A 23,736-nucleotide genomic window follows, 5' to 3' on the forward strand; every position below is an offset into this window, starting at 1 on the left:
GGCCGCGCCCGAATGGTGGATGTGAGCGCGAAGGCAGACAGCACCCGGCGCGCGACCGCGGCCGGCGCGCTGCACACCACCGCCGAAGTGGTGGCGCTGGTCCGGGCGGACGAACTACCGAAGGCCGACGTGCTGAGTACCGCTCGGATTGCCGGGATCGCCGGAGCGAAACGAACCGCCGACCTGATCCCGCTCTGCCATCAGCTGGCGCTGTCCGGAGTAGAGGTCGGGTTCGGCTTCACCGATACCGCCATCACCATCGAGGCCACGGCGAAGACCAAGGGCCCCACCGGCGTCGAGATGGAAGCGCTGACCGCCGTGGCGATCGCCGGGTTGACCCTGCACGACATGGTGAAAGCGGTGGACCCGGCCGCCACCCTCACCGATGTTCGACTGCTACGCAAGGACGGCGGCAAGCGAGGGCGCTGGCAACGCTCGCCGGCGGAGACCGGCGAGCCGACCGACACACGTTCGGCCGTGGTCCTGGTGGCGTCGACCGCGGCCGCGGCCGGCACCCGCGCCGACACCACCGGACCGGCGCTGGTCGAGTGGTTGAGCGGACTGGGCTTCACGGTGCGCGGCCCGTTGATCTATCCGGACGCCGAGATCGCGGCCGGGTTCGCCGATGCGCTCACCGGCGCGCCGGCGTTGGTGATCAGCACCGGCGGCACCGGGGCCGCACCGACCGACGCGACACCGGAGGCAACCCGGGCCGTGATCGACCGGGAGCTGCCCGGCGTCGCCGAGTCGATCCGGCAGCGCGGTGCGGCGACATTTCCGCTCGCGGCGCTGTCGCGCGGGGTCGCAGGCCTGGCCGGGCGCACGGTAGTGGTGAACCTGCCCGGTTCGCCCGGTGGCGTGCAGGACGGCATCGCGACGCTGGAACCGCTGCTCGACCACCTACTCGCCCAGGTCGCCGGTGGTGGCCGGCATGAGTGAACCGCTGGCCCGGATCAGCACCGATCCGATCGATGCGGCCGAGGTGGACCGTGCCGTCGCCGGACCGGGCTACGGGGCGGTGGTGCTGTTCACCGGGGTGGTGCGCGACCATGACGACGATCGCCCGGTGACTGCACTGGAGTACTCCGCACATCCGGACGCCGAACGGTTCCTGCGCACCTGCTGTCGGGAGCTGGCGCAGGAACACGGACTGCCGGTGGCGGCGGTGCACCGGGTAGGCGCGTTGGCCGTCGGCGATCTGGCACTGGTAGCCGCAGTCGCCGCGGCGCACCGCCGCGAAGCGTTCGCGGCGTGCGCCGAACTGGTCGAACGAATCAAACATGAGGTGCCGATCTGGAAGCGGCAAAGCTTCAGCGACGGGCCTTCGGAGTGGGTGGGGCTGTAGCCCGCAGCTCCACATGTCGCCACACCGGCAACAGCGCCTGCGCGTCGAGCGGTGCCGCACCGCGAGGTTCGGCGCGCGCCAGACCGGCTCGGACATCTCCCTCGCTCAGATCGACGCCGATGAAGACCAACGTGGTCCGGCCGGGTAGCCGTCCGTTGTCCGGGACGAAGCGCAGCTGGCTGCCGACCAACTGGACCACGAACGCCCGCGGCTCGCCCGCGACCGCGAACTCGACTCGCCCCTTGACCCGGAACAGGCCGGCCGGTGGATGTTCCAGAAACTCGACGAATGCGCGCGGCTCGACCGGTCCGGTAGCCACGGTCACACTGCGGTAGCCGTCGTGCAGGTGTGCGGCCGGCATCTCGGGCAGCAGCAGGTCGTCGAACGACAGCTGGGTGACGGCCCGACGCCGCTGGCCGGTCGGCGGATCGAACAGCAGGCGTGGGTCGACCCGACCGTAGGTGGTCGGCTGGATCGGCACCGTCCGGACGATCCGAGCGAGCTCCCCGCGCAGCGCGGCCAACCGCTCCGGCGATACCAGGTCGGCCTTGTTCAGCACCACCAGGTCGGCCAGTCGTAGGTGGCGTTCCAGGACCGGATGGCGGGATCGGCCGGCGTCGAACTCCAACGCGTCGACCACCTGCACCAGACCGCCATAGCGGATTCGGGAGCTGTTACTGCCGAGCACCATTCGCGCCATCGCGCGCGGCTCGGCCAACCCGCTGGCCTCCACCACGATCACGTCGATCCCGAGTCGCGGCACGGTGAGCCGCTGGAACAGCGTATCCAGTTCAGCCGGATCGGTTGCGCAGCAAAGGCATCCGTTGGCCAGTGACACCATGGCATCGACCTGGCCGGCAACCAGCATCGCGTCTACCCCGACGCTGCCGAAATCGTTCACCACGACGCCGACTCGTGCGTCCCGCTGATGCAACAGGTGGTTGAGCAGACTGGTTTTACCGGCACCGAGAAAGCCGGTCAGCAGGACAACCGGGATCGGTGCGGGCACCGGCACAGCCTACGATGCCCGCCGCCCGCCGGATCAGCGTTCCGCAGTGGCGATGGTCCCGACCCCGTTCGTCCGAGCGATGCCGACGAGTTCGCGGGCCAGCCCGTCGATCGTGACCGCGGTAACCGGGTCGGCGCCGTGCGCGGCGTCGATCCCGAGTGTCTGTAGCAGCGGCTCGAGCAGGCCGGTGAGCGTGGCCATCAGCCCGTCCCCATCGGCGGGCGCTGCCGGGGACGTCATGGCTGCGGCCGGTGCCACGGCCTGCGCCGGCGCGCTCGTCGGAACGACCGCGGTACCGAACAGAAAGGCAACGATTCCGGTGGTGATCGCCACCGCGTGTGCCAACTGCCCCTCGCCGGACTCCAGCAACTTGGCGTCCTCGGGATTCGCTCCGTTGCCCATCTCGACGAACACGTCGGGCACCTGGGTGAGCGCCGGTCCGGCGACGTCGGCGCGGGTCTGCAACCCGTTGTCGGTGGCGAGATAATTGGCCGGCGCCGAGCCGTATTTGAGGTAGGCATCGCGCACCGACGCCGATGCGGCGCGCCCCGGACCGGACTGCACGGCATCGGCCACCGGGTCGGGGATCGGGAGTTCCGGGACGATCAGATGGAATCCACGCCCCTCGGCCGGGCCGCCGTCCGCGTGGATGCTGACCGCGACGTCGGCATGCGAGTCGTTCGCGGCCCGGGCCCGGTCGTCGACGCAACCTCCCCAGCCGGTGTCGTCCTGCCGGCTCAGCACCACCCGGGCACCGAGGCTCTCCAACGACGTCTTGACCAGTTGCGCGACCTGCCAGGTGATCGTGTGCTCCGGAACGCCGTTCACCGTGGTCATGCCGGTGGTCTGGCAGTCCTTGGTACCACCGCGGCCGTCGGAGACCTGCCGGGACAAGTTCTCGTTGTGGCCCGTGCCCTGATGGCCCGGGTCCAGAAAGACGGTCTTGCCGGCGAGCCGGGTGGACGAGTCGCCGGGAGCGGGATCGGCATGCCCCACAGCCGGAAAGGCCACGGCGAACTGCGTCGCGAGCGCTACCACGGTGGCGCCGAGACCGGCGCGGACAAGTGAATTCTTCATCGCGGATCGGCGCGAGCAAGCGCGCGCCGGCCTCCCTTCTAGTCACATGAGCAACATCAGCAACTCTTGCAACAGGCGGTCTGGGCGGCAACGTCGACGCTCGGGCGTTATGGAACCGTTCCGTACCGAACCGGCATCGGCGGGACTCAGTATGCGCCGTCTTTTCCGACGACGGCCGACACCGTCTTCTTGATGATGTTCAAGTCCTGCATCATCGACCAGTTCTCGATGTAGGACAGGTCGAGCCGGATGGTCTCGTTCCACGACAGGTCGGACCGACCACTCACCTGCCACAGTCCCGTCAGACCGGGCTTTACCATCATCCGGCGCCGCACTGCCCCGTTGTACTGGTCCACCTCGCGACGCAATGCCGGGCGCGGTCCGACCACGCTCATCTCACCGCGAATTACGTTGAAGAACTGCGGTAATTCGTCGAGCGAATAGCGTCGCAGGAACTTGCCGACGTTGGTGACGCGCGGATCGTCGCGCATCTTGAACAACACGCCTGCACCTTCGTTGCCTTCGAGCAGCTCGTCGACCTGGGCGTCGGCATCCTGCACCATGCTGCGGAACTTGATCATCGGGAACGGCACCCCGTTCATGCCGATCCGCTCCGATTTGTAGAAGATCGGGCCCTTGCCGGACATCCGCACCGCGACGGCCGCCGCGACCAGGATCGGCGAGATCATGATCAACACCATCGACGCGAAGAGATAATCGAAGATCGTTTTGGCGAGCGACCGGGCGCGATGGTGCTGCGGTCGCGCGATGTGCAACATCGGCATTCCGGCGACCGGCCGAGTCTGGATCCGCTGACCGGTGATGTCCACGACGCCCGGCGTCACGATCAGATCGACCCCGATCGAGTCGAGATCCCAAGCCAGCTTACGAATGTCACCCGGGCCGAGATCGTCGGTGGGGGTGATCGCAACGGTGTCGGCACCGGTACGGTCCAGCGCGTCCAGGACCGTCCGGTCGGTGCCGACCACCGGAACCGACGCTCCGGTTTCGGCGTCCACCTCGATCTTCGGTGGCCCGTCGACCGGGCCGGCCGGGGTGCAGACCCCGACAACCCGGAAACCCGACGACGGCTCGCGGTGGAACGCGATCGCCGTTGCCCGAGCGGCGTAGTGGCTGCCCACTACCAAGACCGACGACAAGAACCGCCCGGTGGAGTGCTTGCGGAGCGCATATCGCCGCCAGAACCAGCGGCCGACCACCAGCCCGGCGACGCCGAAGGGCAGCGCGATCATGAAGTAGCTGCGGGCGAGCTCGGCGCGAAATATCGACGACGCGATGGCCAACGCGCCGAACAAGACCAGCGTGGCGTTGGCCACCCTCCGATACTCCGGCGCGCCGCTGCCGATCAGTCGCCGAGATCTGGTGCCGAAGCTGGTCAGCGCGGTGAGCCAGAGAGCGACTATCACCGCCGAAACGGCCGTGTACCGAAGCGTCGTGCCCTCCAGCAGTCGAACACCGACCCCGAACATGAGGAACTGGGCCGCACCGACCACCGCGACGACCACCACCGCGTCGGTGATGATCAACCGCCGCCGATGCTGCGCTTGCCACCGCGCACGCACCGAGGGAAGAAACTCGGTGATCTCACGAGACTCGACCGCTACAGCTTCCACCGCCGTCACTGCTGCTCCCCTTGTCCAGAACCCGACCATAGATTTGTCGACCGAACAAAACACAGCGATCTGATCGCGTCTCGCCATACCTGCGATCCATACCGGAGTCTATCCGGGGCTATACCGGTATGCCAACTGGTTGCTGAGCTGCTCTACCGCACCTTGGCGCTATTGATCTGCAAATACCAGCAGATCTCTGCCCCTCGAGCGACACTGCCGCATTTGGCCGACCAACAGCGGATGGTGTAGCTTCGACCGAGCAGCCGGACGGAGTCCGTACCGGCCTGCGGGGCTATGGCGCAGCTGGTAGCGCACCACACTGGCAGTGTGGGGGTCAGGGGTTCGAGTCCCCTTAGCTCCACCCTATTTACGCAGGTCAGGCCCGGTATCGCACCGGGCCTGACCTGTTTCGGAATGGCGAGTGAGTCAAGAGTGAGTCAGCGCGTGGTGCCGGTCGGGTCGAACATGACGGCCGCCGCCGCGGAGAGTCCGGCGTCGTAGGTGCGGTTGTACACCGTGGTCGTCATCCGGACGTCGTGCCCGTGCCACGCTGCGACGGTCGATGCGGGGATCCCGGCGTGCAGCATCACCGACACCGAGGTGTGTCGCAGGTTTTTCAGCGTGATCCTGGGGAGTTCGGCGGTTTCTGCGATGCGTTGAAACCACAGGGTGTAGGTCCGCGGTAGGACCGGGGTGCCGTCCTCGGCCGAGCACACGTGCGTGGTGTCGTCCCACGCGATGCCGAGCGCCAGCCGTTCGCCGCGTTGTCGCGTGCGGAGTGCTCGTAGCGCGGTGACCGCATCGGCGGGTAACGGCAGGGTGCGGCGGGACCGGGCGGTCTTCGGCTCGTCGACCGCGTGGTGTTTCCCGGCCACTTCGACGTGACCCTGTTCCACGCTCAGCGTCCCGGTGTCGAGGTCGACATCACACCACCGCAGACCGCATGCTTCCGACCGCCGCAGGCCGTAACAGGACAGTAGGTAGACCGCGTGTAGCCGGTGCTGGCTGGCGGCGGTCGCGAAGGTGTGGACCTGGTCGCGGGTCCAGATGTCGGCGGCGCTGATCTTCGCCGGCCGCTGCCGGGGCGCGAGTACGTAGGTGGCCGGGTCGCGGGAGATGATGCCTTGCCGCGCGGCGTACGCCATCACCTGTTTCAGCGCCGACAGGGCGAGCTTCACGGTCGCGGGGGCGAGCGGTTTCCCGCGCATTTGCCCGTCCGCTCCCTGCACCTGCTGCATGCCGCCGTGGTCGAGCAGGTCGCTCACCCAGCGGTCGACGTGGTGTTGCCGCAGGGGGACTGTCTGAATAACGGTGGATCCGGTTTGGTCTGACACGCCGAGTGTTGCTTGGCGGGAAGGATCGATGATGACCGAAACACTGGATCCCGTGGCGAAGCCGGTGGATCAACGAGAGCTCGCGGAGCAGCTGCTCGCGCAGGCCAAACAGCAGGGTGTGGATCTGGTCGGCCCGAACGGGCTGCTCAACCAGTTGACCAAGAACGTGCTCGAGACCGCGCTGGATGCGGAGATGACCGAGCATTTGGGCTACGACAAACACGATCCGAACGGGCGGGGTAGTGGCAACTCCCGCAACGTAACCCGATCGAAAACGGTGTTGACCGAGATCGGGCCGGTGCAGATCGAAGTGCCACGTGACACCGATGCCTCGTTCGACCCGCAGATTGTGCGTAAACGACAACGCAGGCTCACCGGGGTCGACGAGATCGTGTTGTCGTTGTCGGCGAAAGGGCTCACGACCGGTGAGATCGCCGCGCATTTCGACGACGTCTACGGCGCCAGGGTCTCGAAGGACACGATCTCCCCGATCACCGACAAGGTGATCGGGGAGATGACCGAATGGCAGAACCGGCCCCTCGATGCGGTGTACCCGGTGGTATTCATCGACGCCATCCACGTGAAGATCCGCGACGGTCAGGTCAGCAACCGGCCGGTCTACGTCGCGATCGGGGTCACCGTGAACGGGGAGCGCGACATCCTCGGACTGTGGGCCGGCGACGGCGGCGAGGGCGCGAAGTTCTGGCTCGCCGTGCTTTCGGAGATCAAGAACCGCGGCGCCGCCGACGTGTGCATCGTGGTCTGCGACGGACTCAAAGGCCTGCCCGACGCGATCGGCACCGTGTGGCCGCAAGCGGTCGTACAAACGTGCGTGATCCACTTGATCCGCAACACCTTTCGCTACGCCTCCCGCAAGTACTGGGACGAGATGTCACGCGATCTGCGGCCGGTCTACACCGCACCCACCGAGGCGGCGGCCAAGGAACGGTTCGTCGAGTTCACCGCCAAGTGGGGCGCCCAGTATCCGGCGATCACACGGATGTGGGACAACGCGTGGAGCGAGTTCGTGCCGTTCCTCGACTACGACATCGAGATCCGCCGTGTCATCTGCTCCACCAACGCGATCGAGTCGCTCAACGCCCGCTACCGCCGCGCTGTGCGCGCCCGCGGGCACTTCCCGAGCGAGCAGGCCGCGCTCAAGTGCCTCTACCTCGCCACCCGTGCTCTGGACCCGACCGGGCGCGGCAAAGCACGATGGGCGATGAGGTGGAAGCCGGCACTCAACGCGTTCGCGATCGCATTCGAAGGCCGCATCAACCCGAGCGGAAACTAACCAATGCCAAACCGGATCCACCGTTTATCGGACAGTCCCGCCCAACCTCGGGCGGGCGAGTGTTATTCGCTTTCCGGCTGGTTCAGCTTGGCGCGTGCGGTCTTGCCGTCCTGTTCAATCTTGGTCCGCTCGGTAGCTCCGCGTTCTTTGATGTACGTCTCCACCACCTTGCCGCCGATGCCAGCAGCCCCTGCCCCACCGAGGTACGGCGCTGCCACCTGGATAGCGTCGACCCAGATACTGGCCGTCAACGAGCCTTGTTCGTCGGCTGGCTGCTGAGGCTCGGATGGGTGTTCGGCGGTCACGGAATGGATACTATGTGATAGCTCAGACAAGTGGCAGGATGCCTGCCGACCCACTACCGCTCCCGCCCATGCGTATCCCGCATCTTCACGCCGTGCTTCTTGAGTGCAGCCCGAACGGTGGTGTGGCTGACACCGAAATGCTTGCCGATCCATTCAAGGGACCGACCGTCGCGGTAGAGCGTGGCGGCCTCAGCGATGTCGGCGACTGAGAGACCTCGGCGGCGGATCGTCGCGCCGTTGGTGTGGAGCAGCTTGAGGATGGTCTCCTTGGCCAGACCGGTCTCGGTCACGAGCTGGGTGGACCTGGTGCCCGCGTTGTAGCGGGCGACGATCTCGCTGACCTCGTCTTTCGTCAGGTGACGCTTGCGGGCATGACGATGAACCGCTGGGGCCGTTGGTGCACGAGTACTGTTGTGAGATAATTTGTTACGAAGAGTAAGGAAACGCTCGGTTAGGTACGCCTTCCTGGAGTAGGTTCCTATGGTCTCCACGGATAAGGCTTGGTCAGAGACATTTCCGACCGGGCCTTTCGTCATTCGAAACCCCGGAGTGTCCCGAAAATGTCCTTAAGGCCGGTGACTCAGGACGGCCGGGATAGGACGTCAGCGGCGGCGATCGGGCCTTCTTCTCGCGCGTGGGCGTAGACGCGCAGGGTCATGGCGGGGTCGTGTCCGAGCCACGCGGCGGCGTCGACGGGTGACAGCCCGGCCCCGATGAGGGTGGTCGCTGCCGTGTTCCGCACCCCTTTCAGCGGGATCGCCGGTATGCCGGCGTCGGCGACCAGGCGCCGGAACATCGAGCTGTAGGTCTCGGGGCGGATCGGTGTGCCGTCGGCGTTGACGGCGACCAGGCCGGTATCCGGCCATCCGGCGCCGATGACGAGTCGCTCTCGCGCTTGCGCAGTCCGGAATGCGCGGAGAGCGTCGGTCAGGTCTGCGGAGATCGGCAGGGTGCGGGCGGACCGCCACGACTTCGGCGCACCGAGCTCGGTGCCGCCTTTCACCGACACTCGGCCCGCTGTGATGGTTACGGTCCGGGCGTCCAGGTCGACGGCGGACCAGGCCAGCCCGAGCACTTCCGATCGGCGGAGTCCGCACAGGGTGAGTGACCAGAGCGTCCGTTCGCGTTCGCCGGCTACATGGGTGCGGAACCGGGCGGCGTCGTCTGCGGTCCATGCGGGTGTCTTCGCCGCTACGTGCTGGGTCGCTCGACGTGCTCGGCGGCGTTGCGGACGACCAGGCCGTCGGCGACAGCCTGTCGGAGTGCGGCGGACAGTAGCGAGAGCATCGTGTTCACGGTGAAGGCGGAGACGCCGGAGGTGGCGGTTGGCTTGGCGTGTTCGGTGTGCGCTGCGAAGCCGGCCGTCGGTGACGGTGCGCGTAGGTTCGGAAGGCGGTGCGGGAGGTGTTCCTGGTACTCGTGAGTAGCGGTGCTGGTTCCATAAGCAGACGAATGTACTTGCTGCGCTGCTGAAGTCGGCTCATCCGGGTGCGACGGCGGCGATGAAGGAGATCTACAATGCCGAGGACATCGACAAAGCCCAGTTGGCGATCAAGGCGTTGGAAGTCGACCACGGGGCGAAGTATCCGAAAGCTGTCGCCAAGATCGTCGACGACGCCGATGCGCTGCTGGAGTTCGACAAGTATCCGGCGGAGCATTGGATTCACTTGCGGACGGCGAATCCGATCGAATCTACCTTCGCGACAGTGCGTTTGCGGACCAAGGTGACGAAGGGGCCGGGTTCGCGGGCGGCGGGGATGGCGATGGCGTTCAAGCTGATCGAGGCGGCTCAGAGCCGGTGGCGAAAGGTCAACGCCCCGATCGACATCACACCGACCGAACCGGATGTCGAGTCAGCCGGGCAGAAGGTCGCCTGAACCACCCTGATCCACAGGATTTGACAATATCTCTCGCCGAAGTTCCCGGTGCGCGCCTACCCCCGGTGCCAGCGTTGCGGCCGGCCGCACGCGGGGTACCGCACGTTCGGCCTCTGCCGGGTATGCGTCCGGGAGATGGCACACCGCGGCGAGCTGCCGGGCGTGCGCAAGCTCCTGGTGAGCCGATCCGGCCCGCGGCCGCTACTTCGGCTTATCGAACAGCGGCCGCGGGTCGAAGGTCACCCGGATCCGGGTGATCAGCCCGTTTTCCGCGTGACTCCAGTTGGCGGTCGGCAGCGGCGGGGTCTGGGCAGTATGCAGATCGAACCAGGTGATCGCATCCTGGCCGTCTATCACCCGAGCGTGCAGGACCAAGTCGGTCATGATCGACTCGGCCATTCCGCGGAGTCCGTCGAGGCACTCGTCGACCCCGTTCGCGGTGCCCATGACCCCGACGAACTCGACATCGGGCGCCAGCACGGTGCGCAAGCGGTCGAAGTCACGATCGCGCCAGGCGTCGAAGTAGGTAGTGGCGGCTGTGCGGGTCTGTTCGGTCTGGTCCATGACGTGCTCCTGGTTCGTTCGATTCGATGTCTCCAGGGTCGGCGGATTCGAGCTATCTGTCCAACAGCAGTGTGAGATAAAAACTATCTTCAGCAGTTATGGAACTGCACCAGCTCCGCTATGTCCTGGCCGTTGTCGACGAAGGGACGTTCACCTCGGCCGCACAGGCCGTCCGGATCAGTCAGTCGGGCGTCAGCACCCAGATCCGGAAGTTGGAGCACGAACTGGGTGTGCACCTGCTCGATCGATCTGCCCGTCGGGTCGCCCTCACGCCGGAGGGTGCCCGGTTGTTGCCGTTCATTCGGGCGGCGGTCGCCGCGATCGATGATGTGACCGGAGCGGCCGACAACCTCCGGGGCCTGGTCACGGGATCGCTCCGGGTGGCGGCCGTTGCCGGGTTGGTTTGGCCTCCGCTGGTCGACGCGCTGGCCGGCGTCCGGGCGGCGCATCGCGGGATCGACATCCAGCTGCGCGAGGGTGCCTCGGCAGACCTGATCGCTCAGGTGCGCGACGGTCGGTGTGACGTTGCGATTGCAGCGTGGCCGGCCGGCCGACGGCCCGAAGGCGTGCAGACGGCGGTCGTGTTCGACGACCAGCTGGTCGCTGTCGTCGACCCGGCTCATCCGTGGTCGGCGCGCGCCGCGATCGAGCCGGCGGAACTCTCCGCCGAGGACCTGGTGAGCCTCCCCCCGGGTACGGGTTCCCGGGACGCGCTGGACGCGCTTCTCCTGCGCGCCGGCCGGCCGACGCAACCTCGCTGGGAGGTGGCCACGCCGGCCCAGATCGAGTCGCTGACCGCGCGCGGCCTCGGTGTCGGGGTGGTCAGTGAGACGACCGCTCGGGACTGGTCCGGTGTGGTTGCGCTCCGGATCGACGACCTCGAGGTCCGCTCGTTGCTGGGCGTCGTCTGGCGGATTCGCCCCAGCCACGCCGCTTCGGCTCTGTTGGCGCGCCTGCCGATCCCGCCGGGCGTCGTCGAGCCGAGTTAGTTCGGACAGCTCAGCGACCCCGGCGGCCACCGCTGCTCGGGGCGCGGCCGCCAAATCACTAGAACTACTCCTGACCAGCCGAAAAGCCAACGTGCCGAGGCCCTGACCCGCTGGTGACTCGGCGCACCGTGTCCAGCGGATTCCACGGCACCACCTCCCGTCGCCGCGCCATCGGATACCAGGCCAGTCCGATGAGCACCGAAGTGAAGTGGCCGATCGCGGTGGAATCGAGAGCCGCGATCAACGAGACGCCGTAGACCACGAGCACCCCGGCGAGGTATACCCACCGCCACGGCCGCGCGATGCGGTAAGTCAGCACACCGACGATGCCCGCGAGGAAATAGCTCACCCCGACGTCGAGCACGTTCACCATCGACTCGTCGGCGACGCCGTCGCGGATGGCGAGGCCGAGCAGTCCCTCGCTGATGTAGGTCGCCAGGACATGCGCGCTCAGTCCCACCGCCAGCCAGCGCAGCGAACCGAGCCAACGCTCAGCCGGGATGTGGAAGATGCAGAACGACACCAGATAGGGCAGCCAGAAGATGCCGTCGATCCAGAACAGGCTGGTGAACAGCACATGCACCGGGTCTGTGGTCAGGTGGTGCAGGTTGGTGGATCGTTCGCCGAGGATACGGTCGAGCTCGGACGGGCCGACCGTGCGCTGGATGATAGTCGTGATCAGCAGGATCACCAGCCAGATGCAGGTCAGCGGCGCCGACGCGATCACCGAACGGCAGCGGTCGTACGCCGAGCCGAGCACCGACCGCAGGCGCGCCGTCATCCGTGCGCGTTCCCTTCGGTCGTCATCAGACCAGTGTCGCACCGATCGCGACGACGCCGATTTAGAACACGTTGCAGTCGAGCGGTGCTCATTCATGTCGTGCGTCGACCCCGGGCGTCGAGCGCTCGGAGGTGCGCCACGATGCCGCCGCGCGCCTTACAGTCGACAGCACGGATCGCCGACGTCGAGGGGAACCCGTCGTGTGCTACACGCAGACCGTCCGAGGACACAGCTACCGATTCGCGAACCTGGTGGACGTGTTGGCGAAGGCGACACCGCGGCGATCGGGCGACGAACTGGCGGGCTGCGCTGCAACCTCGGACGCGGAACGGGCGGCGGCCGGATGGGCACTGGCCGACGTCCCGCTGACCGCCTTCCTCGACGAACCGGTCGTGCCGTACGAGAGCGACGAGGTGACCCGGCTGATCCTCGACACGCACGATCCGGTGGCGTTCGGCCCGATCGCCACGTTCACCGTCGGGGAGCTCCGGGATTGGCTGCTCACCCAGGTAACGGCCGACGACGGCGGTGACCGTATCCGCGAGGTCTCCCCCGGACTCACCCCGGAGATGGTGGCCGCGGTCAGCAAACTGATGCCGTACCAAGACCTGATCGCGGTGTCCCGACGGGTCGAGGTGACCGCCGGATTCCGGACCACGATCGGGTTGCCCGGACGGCTGGCCACCCGGTTGCAACCCAACCATCCGACCGACGACCCGCACGGCATTGCCGCCGCACTGCTGGACGGCCTGCTGCTCGGCTGCGGTGACGCGGTTGTCGGCATCAACCCGGCCTCGGACGCGCCACAGACCGCGGCAACCTTGCTGCATCTGCTCGACGACATCCGGGTCCGCTACGACATCCCGATGCAGTCGTGCGTGCTGTCCCACGTCACGACGACGATCGGGCTGATCGAGCAAGGGGCACCGGTCGACCTGGTCTTCCAATCGATCGCCGGAACCGAGGCAGCCAATCGCGGTTTCGGCGTCGACCTGGCCCTGTTGCGAGAGGCAAACGAGGCCGGCCGCTCGTTGGGCCGCGGAACCGTCGGCAACAACGTGATGTATCTGGAAACCGGGCAGGGCTCGGCTCTGTCCGCGGGCGCCCATCTGGGCACCGACGGCCGGCCGGTCGACCAGCAGACGCTGGAGGCCCGCGCGTACGCGGTCGCCCGAACGCTGCAGCCGCTGCTGGTGAACACGGTCGTCGGCTTCATCGGACCGGAGTACCTGTACGACGGAAAGCAGATCCTCCGGGCCGGGCTGGAAGACCATTTCTGCGGCAAGCTGCTGGGCCTGCCGATGGGGGTCGACGTCTGCTACACCAACCACGCCGAGGCCGACTCCGACGACATGGATGCGCTCCTCGGCCTGCTCGGAATGGCCGGCACCGCGTTCGTCATCACCGTTCCCGGAACCGACGACATCATGCTGGGGTACCAGAGCCTGTCCTTCCACGACGTGCTGTGGCTGCGGGGTGTGCTCGGACTCCGAACGGCGCCCGAGTTCGAGGCGTGGCTGCAACGGCTGGGGATGGCCGATGCGGCCGGCCGAGTGTTGCCGGTCGACCCGGCCGGCTCCCCGTTGCGGGAGCTGGCCGGACCGGACAGGAGGCAGCCGTGACCGACTCGATCGATCCGTGGGATCGGCTGCGCGAGCTGACCCGGGCCCGGATCGGCCTGCGCCGGGCCGGAAACGCGGTATCGACCAGAGAGGTGCTGCGCCTGCGTACCGACCACGCCGCCGCCCGGGATGCCGTGCACACTCCGCTCGACGTGGCCGAAGTGACCGCCGGGCTGACCGGGCTGGGCCTCGGTCCCCCGGTAATCGTCACCAGCCGAGCGCGTTCGCGCGCCGAATACCTGCGCCGACCCGATCTCGGCCGACAACCGAGCACGCTGGAGGCGATCGACCGGTCCGGGGCCGACATAGGATTGGTCGTCGCCGACGGGCTGTCCGCGACCGCCGTGCACATTCACGCAATCGCTTTGGTGCGGGCTGTGATACACGCACTGCGACCCGACTACACGATCGCGCCACCAGTGGTGGCGACCCAGGCCAGGGTGGCGCTGGGCGACCATCTCGGCGCCCGGCTCGGGGTGACCACACTCCTGATGATCATCGGCGAGCGGCCCGGGCTGTCGGTGGCCGACAGCTTGGGTATCTACCTCACTCATCGGCCGCGGCCCGGCCGGCTCGACGCCGAACGCAACTGCATCTCCAACATCCATCCCCCGGACGGTCTCGGCTACCCCGCGGCGGCGCGAACTGCACGCGCGCTGGTCGACGGCGCCCGGCAACTCGGCGTCTCCGGAGTCGCGCTGAAGGACAACACCGCCGGCACGGCGGAGGTTTTCGGCCGGGCGCTGCCGGCTTTGGGAGAATGAGCCATGCCGCCTGCTGCACCGCGCTCCCTCGATGTGCTGGTCAGCCGGGGATCGGGAACGACCACCCGCGCCGAACATCTGGTGGCCCGGCTGAGTCAGGCCGGTGCGACGGTGGCGGTCGACGAACGAGAACACACCGGGTCTCGGTGAACCGGAACAGCGCGTTCGACTTGCCGGATCGCCTGGCACGCAAGGCCGATCCGACCCTGATCGAGCCGGATGAGCGGCACTTCGGGGTGATCGCACGCAGCCTCGACCATGCCGTGACTACCCTGCGCCGACGGCTCGACGAGATCCGCTCCGCACCGGTGCGCGCTGGGCAGGAAGCGCTGGAACGCGATCTCGAGGTGCATCGGATCACGGCTCGACTGCGGGCACTGCGCCGCTACCGGTTGGACCTGTGCCTGGGCCATGTCGTCCCGGCGGACACCGGCGAACCGGTCTACATCGGCCGCCAAGGCCTGCTCGACGAGGCCGGAAACCCCTTGCTGATCGATTGGCGCTCGCCCGACGCCGAGTCGTTCTTCGCTGCGACCCATGCGAATCCGATGAACCTGATCCGCCGCCGGCGCTACCGCTGGCGCGGCGGACGAGTGGTCGACTATTGGGACGAGGCGTTCACCGCCGATGCCCTGGCCACCGATCCGGCGCTGGACGACCAATCGGCGTTTCTCGCCGAACTGGGCGCCGGCCGCTCCCCCCGAATGCGCGACGTGCTGGGCACCATCGCCGCCGACCAGGACGCGATCATTCGAGCCGGATCGCGCGGCGCCCTCGTGGTGGACGGCGGCCCCGGCACCGGCAAGACGGTCGTCGCGTTGCACCGCACCGCCTACCTGCGATACTCCGACCCCCGGCTGCGCCACGCCGTGCTGTTCGTCGGCCCACACGAGCCGTATCTGGCCTACGTCGCCGACGTGCTCCCCAGCCTCGGCGAGGACAGTGTGCAATTGGCCACCCTGCGCGATCTGGTCGCCGAAGGCGCCGCCGCGGAACCGGAGCCGGACCCGGCGGTGGCCCGACTGAAGGCAACTGCCGAGCTGGTGCAGGCGATCGAGGCGGCAGTCGGGTTCTACGAACAGCCACCGACCGCGCCGATGACGGTGGTCACCGAGTACGCCGACATCCCGTTGACCGGAGCGGATTGGGCCGAGGCTTTCCGCGCACCGGAACCCGGCACGCCACACAACGAGGCCCGCGAACAGATCCGGGCGCTGTTGTACACCATCCTGATCGACCGATGCGACGCCGACGTGCCGGCCGAACAGTTGCGAAACGAGTTGCAGCGCAACGACGAACTGCGCGATGTGCTGGACGGAAGCTGGACTCTGATCGAGGCTGCCGACCTGGTCGGCGACCTGTGGTCGGTCCCGGCCTACCTGCGCCTGGCAGCACCGTGGCTGACGCCCACCGAGGTGCAGCTGTTGCAGCGCGCCGAACCGCAGCGATGGACGATCGCCGATCTGCCGCTACTGGATGCCGCACGGCGACGACTCGGCGATCCCGGGGCGGCGCGGCGGGCGCAGCGCCGAACCGCGATGCTCGCCGCCGAACGGCAGGAGATGAACCGCGTCGTGGGCGACCTGATCGCGGCCGACGACTCCGAGCTGCTGGTGATGTCGATGCTGCGCGGCGACGACCTACGCGCCGCGCTGGACGACGAATCCGGGCTACCGCGTACCGAATCCGACCGGCTCGCCGGGCCGTTCGCCCACATCGTGGTCGACGAGGCGCAAGAACTGACCGACGCCGAGTGGCAGATGCTGCGGCAGCGCTGCCCATCGGGCAGCCTCACCGTGGTCGGCGACCGAGCGCAGGCGCGCCGCGGATTCACCGAGTCCTGGCCCGAGCGGCTCGGCCGGATCGGGTTGGACCGGATCACCGAGGCCGCGCTCACCGTCAACTACCGAACCCCGGAAGAGGTGATGGCCGAAGCCGAGCCGGTGATCCGGGCAGCGTTGCCGGACGCCAACGTACCGACCTCGATCCGGCGCACCGGTATTCCGGTCCGGCACGGTCCGACCACCGAATTGGTTTCGGTGATCGAGCATTGGCTTGCCGAACACGCCGACGGGATCGCTTGCATCATCGGCGATCCCGGCTTTGCCGACGGGCAGCGAGTGCGCTCGCTGGACCCGCAATCGGTGAAGGGACTGGAGTTCGACCTGGTCGTGTTGGTCGCGCCGGAGCGATTCGGTGCCGGCATCGCAGGCGCGGTCGACCGCTACGTCGCGATGACCCGCGCCACCGGACAACTGGTGGTACTCAGCGACCGATAGGAGTCGATGAGTCGGTTTCGTGCCGAGCCGAACCCGATGCGGGTACGAATCGGTGTCGCCCGCGGGACCGGTACCGTGTCGCGCTGCGGGAAGCCGGATCCGGTGGTAGGTATAGCTGCGATGGCCGCCGACACCACCGATCCGGACGCCCGCACCCGGCTGCTGCTCGACCAGCTGGTCTCCCGGTCGGATACCCTCACCGCCGCTGTACAGCTCGCGGAAGACCGGCTCAGTAGCGAGCGAAGTACCCGACAACGGGCCCGTGAGCTGCGGCGCCTGACCGACCTGCTCCGCGACGAACTCACCGCGGTCCGCCGCAATATCGACCTGCTCGGCCCAGCCCGGCCGGCGCCGCTCAGCCGATCAGCTTCGCGACCCAGCTCGGGTCGCTGACGTCGACCGCGGTGGTTCCCGAAAACACCGCCGGCGTGCCCTTACCACCCAGCTCGGCCAGCGCCTGCGCGCTCGCCTGCGCTGCGGGGCCCGCATCGGAGACCTTGGTGCCGGACGAGATACATTGCACCGCGGCGTCGTTCGCTCCCCCGGCCCGAGCGATGTCGGCAAGCTCGGCGTTGCTGTGATCGCTGCCGCTCCCCTCCCGTGGCTGAGTTTCCGGCGCGAAGATCGCCGAATGGAATGCTGCATAAGCGGGCCCGGCTCCGGTCTCGGCGATACAGGCGGACGCCGCGACCACCCGGGTGGAATAGTCGCCGCTGGCCGAGCTGCCGTCGAGGAAGTCCAGCATGTGATAGCGGACGGCCAGCTTGCCGTCGTCTACCGCCTGCGCGATCTCCTGCCCGTGCGTCTGTTCGAGCTGGGCGCAATGCGGACACATCGGTTCTTCGAACACGTCGATCGTGCGGGCGGCGCGGGGTCGGCCGAGGGTGACCACCCCGCTGCCGGCCGCCTGCGCCGTCACCGCCGCATCACGCACGCTGCCGTAACCGTCGTTCCGCGTTTCGTTGCGGTGGTTGGTCCACAGCACACCGCCGATCACCACCCCTGCGATGAGCAGCAAAGCCAGCCCGCCGAGCAGATAGGTGCTGCGACTGGACGACGGCTGCGGGACGTACTCCCGATCACCGGATCTACTCGACTTCGCGTTCATCGACCTTCCTTTCTCTGCGCCACGGGCGGCGCGACCGCGGACCGAGTGCACCCGGGCTGCGCGGATACCCGGTGAGGTAGAGCGCAAGCAGGGCAAAGCCCAGATCGCGCAGGATCTCGCCCAGATAGTCCCAGGCTCCGACGCCGGCCGCCGGACCCCCGCCACCGAAACAACCGCAATCGATGGACAACCCCCGCGCCCAGGCCGAGGCGATGGCGGCGATCAGCACCGCGAGCAGTCCCCACGAAGCGATCGCGGCCGCCCGAACACCCAACCCGACGAGCAGCAACAGGCCGAGCCCGATCTCGGCGAACGGCAACACCGACGCCACCGGACGCACCAAGCCTTCGGGCAGCAGCTGGTAGGCGCGCACGGCGACCATGGTCTGCGCCGGGTCGACGGCCTTCACCACGCCCGAGACCAACCACACCGCAGCGAGGCCGAGCCGGGCCACGAGACTGAGCAGGCCGACCACCACGCCCGCCCACGCTACCCGCTGCGGTGCGGGCCGAAAGCCCGCGTAACGTCGCGCTGTGGATCAGCCTCGCCCGCACGAATTCGACCACCGCCATCCGGACGTCACCGGGGGCTGGCTGCGCGCCGCAACCTTCGGCGCGATGGACGGTCTGGTCACCAACACCTCGTTGATCGCCGGGGTGGGCGGCGGCGGCAGCGACACCCACATGATCGTGCTCAGCGGTGTCGCGGGCCTGGTTGCCGGTGCCTTCTCGATGGCGCTCGGCGAGTTCACCTCGGTCACCACGCAGAACGAGCAGGTCGACACCCAGGTGGACGTCGAACGTCGGGCGTTGGATCGCCATCCCGACGCCGAGCTCGCCGAACTGGTGGACGCGTTCACCGATATGGGAATGTCGACGCAGACCGCCGAGATCGCTGCGAGCGAAGTACATCGAGACAACGCCCGGGCGTTGGCGGTGCACCTCACCCAAGAACTCGGCCTGAATCCGGACGAGCAGCCGTCGCCGTGGGTCGCTGCGGGTTCCTCGTTCGTCACGTTCTCCGCGGGCGCGTTGATTCCGATCCTGCCGTTCCTGTTCGGGTTCACCGCGCTGGCGGCCGGACTCACGCTGGGCGGCCTCGGCCTGCTCGTCGTGGGCGCGGTCACCGCCCGCTACACCGGTCGACCGATGCTGATCGGCGCCGTGCGTCAGCTCCTATTGGGCGGGGTCGCGGTCGCGGCGACCTACGGGGTCGGGTCGCTGATCGGGGTCGGCATCGCCTGATCCGGCCCGCGCAGGCGCGGTCTCCGGCACGACCGACCAGTACAGCGTCGCCAGCAGCAGGACGACACCGGTCACCGCGAACGCCGCCGTATAGGACCAGCGTTGCGCCAGCGCGCCGGCGACCACCGGGCCGACCACCGCCCCGATATCGCTGGCCATCTGGAACGCCGCCAGCGCGCCGCCGCTGCGACCCGCCGGGCCGAGGAGATCGGCAACGGCGGCCTGCTGCACCGGGGTCATCAGGCCCGATCCGAAGCCGGCAACCAGCGAGCTGACCACCAGCCAACTCAACGAGTCGCTGAAGCCCATCGCGATGGTGCCGACCCCACAGATCGCCGAACCGAACAACAGGAACGGTTTGCGCCCGTATCGGTCGGACAGCCGCCCGGCGGCGGTGAGCACGACGGCGTTGCCGACCGCGAACACGGTGAGCACGATCCCGGCGACCGCGGCTTCCTGGCCCAATGCATTTACCACGAACAGCGGTACCAGGGCCATGCGGACGCCGAACACCGCCCAACCGTTGGCAAAGTTCGACCAGAGCACCGCCCGAAACGCCGGCCGGGCCAGGCTCGCGCGCAATGTGGCGGCCGGCACGAGGTGCGGCTGCGGTCGGGCCAGGTGGGAATCGCGCAACGCGACGTAGACCACCGCCGCTGCGATGACCAACGTCACGGCGTAGATCGCGAACGGCGCCCGCAGACCCAGCCCGACCAACGCAGCACCGACCAGCGGGCCGCTCACCGACCCGAACAGGAAGCTGGCGGCGTACAGGCCGGCGACCCGACCCCGGCTGTGCTCCGGCGACATCCGGATCACCAGACCGAACGCGGACACGGTGAACATCGTCGACCCGATCCCACCGAGCCCACGCAGGACCAGCAATTGCCAATAGCCTTGGGCGAACGCGCACGCGCCGGTGGACAGAGCCACGATCAGCAGACCGAGCAGGTATACCGGACGTTCGCCACGACGCTGCACCAGTCGGCCACTGAGCGGCGCGAACACCAGCCGCATACCGGCGAAGACACTGACGATGGCCGATGCGGCGGCTGCCGTCACGCCGAAGCTCTGCGCAAACAGCGGTAACGCCGGCGCGACGATACCGAAACCGAGCGCGATCACGAAGCTCGCCACCACCAGGACCCAGATCTCGGTGGGCAGAGCCGGTCGGGCAGTGCTGCCGACGTCGGTCACTGCAGTTGGAACCGGAGCGCGGCCGCGACATCGTCCAACGCCGACGCGACCCGGCTCAGCCGATCCACCGGACCGATCGCCGACAACGCGGCGTACCGGTCGGCGGTGGCCAGCGGTACCCGGGCGGTGACCAGATACGACCGGGCCACCGGGTCCGCCGGCAGCAGGTCCAGCAAGCCGACCGACGGCGCCGGCGCCCCCTGTCGCTCGGCGAGCCGACCGGCCAACTCGGCCACGACCGCAAGGTTCGCGTGCACGTGCGCGAGTGCCTGTGCGTCGTCCTGCTCGGCGATGTCGGTCGAATCGGGCCAGAACTCCAGCTCGGCGCGGGGGTAGGGGTCGTCGGGCAACCACCGGCGCACCCGGAACCGGTCGGTGCCGCGGCAGGTGAGCGCAAACCGGTCCGGCGACAGCTCGCTCATCCGTTCGATCTCGGCGAGCACGCCGACCGCGGCACGCTGATCACCCCCACCTACCTCGTGCCCGCGCTCGATCAGCACGACACCGAACTCGGGTGGCACCACGCCGGCCCGGACATCACGCAGCAGCTGGACGTAGCGCGGCTCGAAAACTCGCAGGTCCAACGGCTCGCCGGGCAACAACACGGCTCCGAGCGGGAACATCGGACGCGAATTCACCCGTTCAGCATGCCGCGCGCCGCCGCGCTACCCACATCCGGGCATCCGTGGAGGACGCGCCTCCGCTTGATCACCGCACCGCTTGATCGCTTTGTAGACTCGGCCCGGTGAGTCCGGCCTCGTCCCAGCAGAGCGACACCGCCCACCAGACCGATCAGGACAACCCGACCGCCACCCGGCCGCTCCGCGCCGATGCGGCACGCAACCAGCAACGGGTGCTCGACGCGGCCCGCGAACTGTTCGCCCGGCGCGGCATGGACATCACCCTCGATCAGGTCGCCGAACAGGCCGGGGTCGGTGTCGGCACGGTCTACCGCCGGTTCGGCGACAAACTGACCCTGCTGCAGGGCGTGCTGTACCAGAACCTGGACCTGCTCTCCGAGCAGGCCGAAGCGGCCGCCGAGCATCCCGATCCGTGGCAAGGCCTGGTCGAGTTCTGCGAATACGCCTGCGCGAACCTGGCCGAGAATCGCGCACTCGGACACGTCCTGCTCAGCCTCGACGCCGACTCCGGTGACCGCTTCGGTGCAGTGCGCGAGCGGGTGCAGCCGGCGGTCAACCGCGCGGTCGAGCGGGCCAAAGCGGCCGGCGAGCTACGGCCCGACGCCGAGGTCGGCGACTTCTTCGCCCTGCTGCACATGATCTCCGGTCTCGCGGAGTTCGCCCGCCCGGTGAATCCCGAAGTCTGGCGACGGTACCTGACGCTGGTCCTGGACGGGTTACGGGCCGACGGTGCTCCGCGAGATCCGCTGCCGATTCGCGGTCTCACCGACGGGGAGATCGAACACGCGAAGTCCCACTACCACAAACGGCGCCGCTGAGCCGTAACCCGTGGCATAGCCTGACTCGCATGACCAGCTGGGCGAACTGGGTCGGCGACCAGGTGTGCACTCCGGCCGAGATCCGTCATCCGGCCGGTCGGGACGAGGTGGCCGAGGCGGTGTCGGCGGCAGTGGCGGCCGGTCGGCGAGTTCGGGTGGTCGGCAGTGGGCACTCGTTCACCGACGCCGTACTCACCGACGGCACCCTGCTGGCTCTCGACCGACTGAACCGCGTCGTCGATATCGCCCCCGACGGCACGGTTCGGGTCGAAGCCGGCATCACCTTGCGTGCGCTCAGCGAGGCCCTGCACCACTACGGACTTGCCTTGCCGAGCCTGGGCGACATCGACGCACAGACCCTGGCCGGCGCAGCCGCAACAGCTACCCATGGCACCGGTGCCCGTCTGCCCAACATCTCCGCGGCATTGGTGTCGATCGAGCTGGTGCGCGCCGACGGCGAGGTGATCGAAGTCGACGCCGCGACCGATCCGACGGCCTGGCGAGCCGCCCGAGTCGGCCTCGGCGCGCTCGGCGTCGTGACCGCCGCCACGGTGCAAGCGGTTCCCGCATTCGTTCTGCAGACGATCGAACTACGCGAACCACTCGACGCGGTTCTGGACGAGCTGGACGACCGAGCCGCAGGCAACGACCACTTCGAGTTCTTCACTTTTCCGCACAGCCCGTTGGCTCGGACCAAACGTAACAACCGGATCGATCGGCCCGCCCGACCTCCGGCGGCGGCGGCGCGCTGGTTCAACGAGATGCTCTTGCAGAATCACACTTTGGAGCTGGCCTGCCGGATCGGGCGAGCGCGACCGGCGCTGATTCCCCCGATCAATCGGCTGATCTCACGAGCCGGCACCGAGCACGCTGTCGATCGGTCCTACCGGGCGTTCACGACGCGGCGCGAAGTTCGGTTCGCCGAGATGGAGTACGCCCTGCCCCGAGAGCACGCGGTCGCGGCGATTCGGGCGATCAAGGCGTTGGCGGAACGGCCCGAGTTCGACGTGCAGCTCCCGATCGAGATGCGTTGGGCCGCGCCCGATGATGCCCTGCTGTCCCCGGCCTACAGTCGACAGACCTGTTATGTCGCTATCCATACCTATCGGGGCATGCCGTGGGAACCGTTCTTTCGGGCCGCCGAACGGCTGTTCGACGAGTTCGACGGTCGCCCACACTGGGGAAAGCGGCACTTTCAAACCGCCGAAACCCTGGCGGACCGCTATCCGCGGTGGGATCAGTTCCAGTCGGTCCGCGCCCGGCTGGACCCGTCCGGGGTATTCACCAACGACTACATCGAACGGGTGCTGGGACCGGTAGCCGAAAATCGGCTCACCGAGCGACACCGAATCGTGACCTGACGGGGCGGGTCGGAGCCTGAAAAAGCCCCTGACCTGCGATAACAGGTCAGGGGCCAGGGTGGAGCTGCCGGGAATCGAACCCGGGTCCTTCGCCGCTTTTCCGAGGCTTCTCCGTGCGCAGTCCGACTTGCCTCTACTCGGATCTCCGGGTCCTACGGACTAGCCCGGATGACGATCCCAGTCGCTGCTGATTGTCCCGTCCAACTCCGCGACCGAGCCGGACGGTGAGCTCCCTAGCTGATGCCAGACACCGGACCGGGAGCACTCCCGGGCTGACAGACTCACTCTACTGCTCAGGCAGCGAGAGCGAAGTCGCGCTGATGAGAATCGGCGCTTAATTGGTTGCAACGACGCTTAACGGTGGTCTCTTGCCTGCACCGGCACGCTTCCCTCGAATCGACGTACGCAGTCGAAACCGTTCAGCCCCGCACGCTCCGGCACCTTGCCGGCTCGTCATCATACCGCGCATCCGCGGGTCCGGCCAACAGCCCGT

Annotated in this window: 25 protein-coding genes, 1 tRNA gene, 1 other RNA gene and 2 pseudogenes; 15 read left to right on the top strand and 14 right to left on the bottom strand. The window is 68.0% G+C overall.

The genetic code is table 11. From position 1 onward, the window contains the following. Positions 1-12 precede the first annotated feature (12 nt). Positions 13-939 (top strand): bifunctional molybdenum cofactor biosynthesis protein MoaC/MoaB, encoded by a 927-nt coding sequence (moaCB, locus tag KV203_RS12805; RefSeq protein WP_066467517.1) that lies wholly within the window; start codon positions 13-15, stop codon positions 937-939. Further along, the gene (locus KV203_RS12810; protein WP_066467519.1) at positions 932-1,345 is read left to right on the top strand and encodes a molybdenum cofactor biosynthesis protein MoaE; all 414 of its coding nucleotides are present in this window, start codon (positions 932-934) and stop codon (positions 1,343-1,345) included. The genes moaCB and KV203_RS12810 overlap by 8 nt, the downstream gene beginning before the upstream one ends. Here KV203_RS12810 and KV203_RS12815 read toward each other — a convergent pair. The 3 genes from KV203_RS12815 to KV203_RS12825 all read right to left on the bottom strand — a co-directional run bounded on the left by KV203_RS12815 (position 1,311) and on the right by KV203_RS12825 (position 5,152). Then, positions 1,311-2,354 carry a CobW family GTP-binding protein gene (locus tag KV203_RS12815; protein WP_066467777.1) on the bottom strand — a complete coding sequence of 348 codons (1,044 nt, stop codon included), beginning with the start codon at positions 2,352-2,354 and terminating at the stop codon, positions 1,311-1,313. The two genes, KV203_RS12810 and KV203_RS12815, sit on opposite strands and share 35 nt — an antisense overlap. Before the next feature lie 33 nt (positions 2,355-2,387). Continuing rightward, entirely contained in the window at positions 2,388-3,431 is a 1,044-nt protein-coding gene (locus tag KV203_RS12820) for an N-acetylmuramoyl-L-alanine amidase (protein WP_083529831.1), read from the bottom strand. Between the two features lie 146 nt (positions 3,432-3,577). Next, positions 3,578-5,152, bottom strand: coding sequence for a sugar transferase (locus KV203_RS12825; RefSeq protein WP_157079688.1), 1,575 nt, complete (start codon positions 5,150-5,152; stop codon positions 3,578-3,580). Positions 5,153-5,353: 201 nt separating this feature from the next. Between KV203_RS12825 and KV203_RS12830 the strand changes: the two genes are divergently transcribed. Next, positions 5,354-5,426 (top strand) — tRNA-Ala (locus tag KV203_RS12830). Between the two features lie 76 nt (positions 5,427-5,502). Here KV203_RS12830 and KV203_RS12835 read toward each other — a convergent pair. Continuing rightward, positions 5,503-6,330, bottom strand: coding sequence for a tyrosine-type recombinase/integrase (locus KV203_RS12835; protein WP_066467523.1), 828 nt, complete (start codon positions 6,328-6,330; stop codon positions 5,503-5,505). 100 nt (positions 6,331-6,430) lie between these two features. Here KV203_RS12835 and KV203_RS12840 point away from each other — a divergent pair, with 100 nt between their 5' ends. Beyond that, positions 6,431-7,693, top strand: a complete 1,263-nt coding sequence (locus KV203_RS12840) for an IS256 family transposase (protein ID WP_066467524.1) — start codon at positions 6,431-6,433, stop codon at positions 7,691-7,693. 62 nt (positions 7,694-7,755) lie between these two features. Here KV203_RS12840 and KV203_RS12845 read toward each other — a convergent pair whose 3' ends face one another. From KV203_RS12845 to KV203_RS12855, 3 genes are all read right to left on the bottom strand, one after another. Continuing rightward, a complete protein-coding gene (locus KV203_RS12845) occupies positions 7,756-7,998 on the bottom strand; it encodes a hypothetical protein (RefSeq protein ID WP_157079689.1) in 243 nt (80 codons plus the stop codon). Positions 7,999-8,051: 53 nt separating this feature from the next. Beyond that, positions 8,052-8,489, bottom strand: a complete 438-nt coding sequence (locus tag KV203_RS12850; protein WP_169797463.1) for a helix-turn-helix domain-containing protein — start codon at positions 8,487-8,489, stop codon at positions 8,052-8,054. A gap of 89 nt (positions 8,490-8,578) precedes the next feature. Beyond that, positions 8,579-9,073: a site-specific integrase gene (locus KV203_RS12855; protein ID WP_066467527.1), complete on the bottom strand. Its 495-nt coding sequence runs from the start codon at positions 9,071-9,073 to the stop codon at positions 8,579-8,581. 285 nt (positions 9,074-9,358) lie between these two features. Between KV203_RS12855 and KV203_RS12860 the strand changes: the two are divergent. Together KV203_RS12860 and KV203_RS12865 are read left to right on the top strand one after the other, a co-directional pair. Beyond that, positions 9,359-9,875: pseudogene (locus tag KV203_RS12860) on the top strand (transposase); the annotation flags it as partial. 36 nt (positions 9,876-9,911) lie between these two features. Further along, a pseudogene (locus KV203_RS12865) lies at positions 9,912-10,046 on the top strand (type Z 30S ribosomal protein S14); the annotation flags it as partial. Positions 10,047-10,076: 30 nt separating this feature from the next. Here the strand turns inward: KV203_RS12865 and KV203_RS12870 are convergent. Next, on the bottom strand, positions 10,077-10,439 hold the full coding sequence (locus tag KV203_RS12870; protein WP_066467533.1) for a nuclear transport factor 2 family protein: 363 nt from the start codon (positions 10,437-10,439) through the stop codon (positions 10,077-10,079). A gap of 98 nt (positions 10,440-10,537) precedes the next feature. On the opposite strand from KV203_RS12870, the gene KV203_RS12875 reads away from it, so the two are divergent. Then, positions 10,538-11,428, top strand: a complete 891-nt coding sequence (locus KV203_RS12875) for a LysR family transcriptional regulator (RefSeq protein ID WP_066467535.1) — start codon at positions 10,538-10,540, stop codon at positions 11,426-11,428. Positions 11,429-11,492: 64 nt separating this feature from the next. Here KV203_RS12875 and KV203_RS12880 read toward each other — a convergent pair whose 3' ends face one another. Further along, positions 11,493-12,209 carry a rhomboid-like protein gene (locus KV203_RS12880; RefSeq protein WP_066467537.1) on the bottom strand — a complete coding sequence of 239 codons (717 nt, stop codon included), beginning with the start codon at positions 12,207-12,209 and terminating at the stop codon, positions 11,493-11,495. Positions 12,210-12,409: 200 nt separating this feature from the next. Between KV203_RS12880 and KV203_RS12885 the strand changes: the two genes are divergently transcribed. The 5 genes from KV203_RS12885 to KV203_RS12900 are packed head-to-tail and all read left to right on the top strand — an operon-like array spanning position 12,410 to position 17,267. Then, the gene (locus KV203_RS12885; protein ID WP_066467539.1) at positions 12,410-13,831 is read left to right on the top strand and encodes an ethanolamine ammonia-lyase subunit EutB; all 1,422 of its coding nucleotides are present in this window, start codon (positions 12,410-12,412) and stop codon (positions 13,829-13,831) included. Beyond that, positions 13,828-14,595, top strand: a complete 768-nt coding sequence (eutC, locus tag KV203_RS12890; protein WP_066467541.1) for an ethanolamine ammonia-lyase subunit EutC — start codon at positions 13,828-13,830, stop codon at positions 14,593-14,595. The genes KV203_RS12885 and eutC overlap by 4 nt, the downstream gene beginning before the upstream one ends. A 3-nt stretch (positions 14,596-14,598) precedes the next feature. Beyond that, positions 14,599-14,745: a hypothetical protein gene (locus tag KV203_RS19675; protein ID WP_246600141.1), complete on the top strand. Its 147-nt coding sequence runs from the start codon at positions 14,599-14,601 to the stop codon at positions 14,743-14,745. Continuing rightward, positions 14,742-16,874, top strand: a complete 2,133-nt coding sequence (helR, locus tag KV203_RS12895; RefSeq protein WP_066467543.1) for an RNA polymerase recycling motor ATPase HelR — start codon at positions 14,742-14,744, stop codon at positions 16,872-16,874. Before KV203_RS19675 ends, helR begins: the two co-directional genes overlap by 4 nt. 6 nt (positions 16,875-16,880) lie before the next feature. Further along, positions 16,881-17,267, top strand: coding sequence for a hypothetical protein (locus tag KV203_RS12900; RefSeq protein WP_066467546.1), 387 nt, complete (start codon positions 16,881-16,883; stop codon positions 17,265-17,267). On the opposite strand, the gene KV203_RS12905 is transcribed toward KV203_RS12900, so the two are convergent. Both KV203_RS12905 and KV203_RS12910 read right to left on the bottom strand, forming a co-directional pair. Further along, positions 17,230-17,982 carry a DsbA family protein gene (locus KV203_RS12905; protein ID WP_066467548.1) on the bottom strand — a complete coding sequence of 251 codons (753 nt, stop codon included), beginning with the start codon at positions 17,980-17,982 and terminating at the stop codon, positions 17,230-17,232. The two genes, KV203_RS12900 and KV203_RS12905, sit on opposite strands and share 38 nt — an antisense overlap. Then, positions 17,963-18,460 carry a MauE/DoxX family redox-associated membrane protein gene (locus KV203_RS12910; protein WP_066467550.1) on the bottom strand — a complete coding sequence of 166 codons (498 nt, stop codon included), beginning with the start codon at positions 18,458-18,460 and terminating at the stop codon, positions 17,963-17,965. The genes KV203_RS12905 and KV203_RS12910 overlap by 20 nt, the downstream gene beginning before the upstream one ends. Positions 18,461-18,515: 55 nt before the next feature. On the opposite strand from KV203_RS12910, the gene KV203_RS12915 reads away from it, so the two are divergent. After that, positions 18,516-19,226 carry a VIT1/CCC1 transporter family protein gene (locus KV203_RS12915; protein ID WP_066467552.1) on the top strand — a complete coding sequence of 237 codons (711 nt, stop codon included), beginning with the start codon at positions 18,516-18,518 and terminating at the stop codon, positions 19,224-19,226. Here KV203_RS12915 and KV203_RS12920 read toward each other — a convergent pair. Together KV203_RS12920 and KV203_RS12925 are read right to left on the bottom strand one after the other, a co-directional pair. Next, entirely contained in the window at positions 19,158-20,423 is a 1,266-nt protein-coding gene (locus KV203_RS12920) for an MFS transporter (protein ID WP_066467554.1), read from the bottom strand. The genes KV203_RS12915 and KV203_RS12920 overlap by 69 nt on opposite strands. After that, the gene (locus KV203_RS12925) at positions 20,420-21,061 is read right to left on the bottom strand and encodes an LON peptidase substrate-binding domain-containing protein (RefSeq protein WP_157079692.1); all 642 of its coding nucleotides are present in this window, start codon (positions 21,059-21,061) and stop codon (positions 20,420-20,422) included. Before KV203_RS12925 ends, KV203_RS12920 begins: the two co-directional genes overlap by 4 nt. A 107-nt stretch (positions 21,062-21,168) precedes the next feature. Between KV203_RS12925 and KV203_RS12930 the strand changes: the two genes are divergently transcribed. Then, positions 21,169-21,882, top strand: a complete 714-nt coding sequence (locus tag KV203_RS12930) for a TetR/AcrR family transcriptional regulator (protein ID WP_083529834.1) — start codon at positions 21,169-21,171, stop codon at positions 21,880-21,882. 29 nt (positions 21,883-21,911) lie between these two features. Further along, positions 21,912-23,243 carry a D-arabinono-1,4-lactone oxidase gene (locus KV203_RS12935; protein WP_066467558.1) on the top strand — a complete coding sequence of 444 codons (1,332 nt, stop codon included), beginning with the start codon at positions 21,912-21,914 and terminating at the stop codon, positions 23,241-23,243. 56 nt (positions 23,244-23,299) lie between these two features. On the opposite strand, the gene ssrA is transcribed toward KV203_RS12935, so the two are convergent. Further along, positions 23,300-23,670: a transfer-messenger RNA gene (gene ssrA / locus KV203_RS12940) on the bottom strand. Between the last annotated feature and the right edge of the window lie 66 nt (positions 23,671-23,736).

The sequence above is a fragment of the Skermania piniformis genome (assembly GCF_019285775.1).
GTDB lineage: Bacteria > Actinomycetota > Actinomycetes > Mycobacteriales > Mycobacteriaceae > Skermania > Skermania pinensis.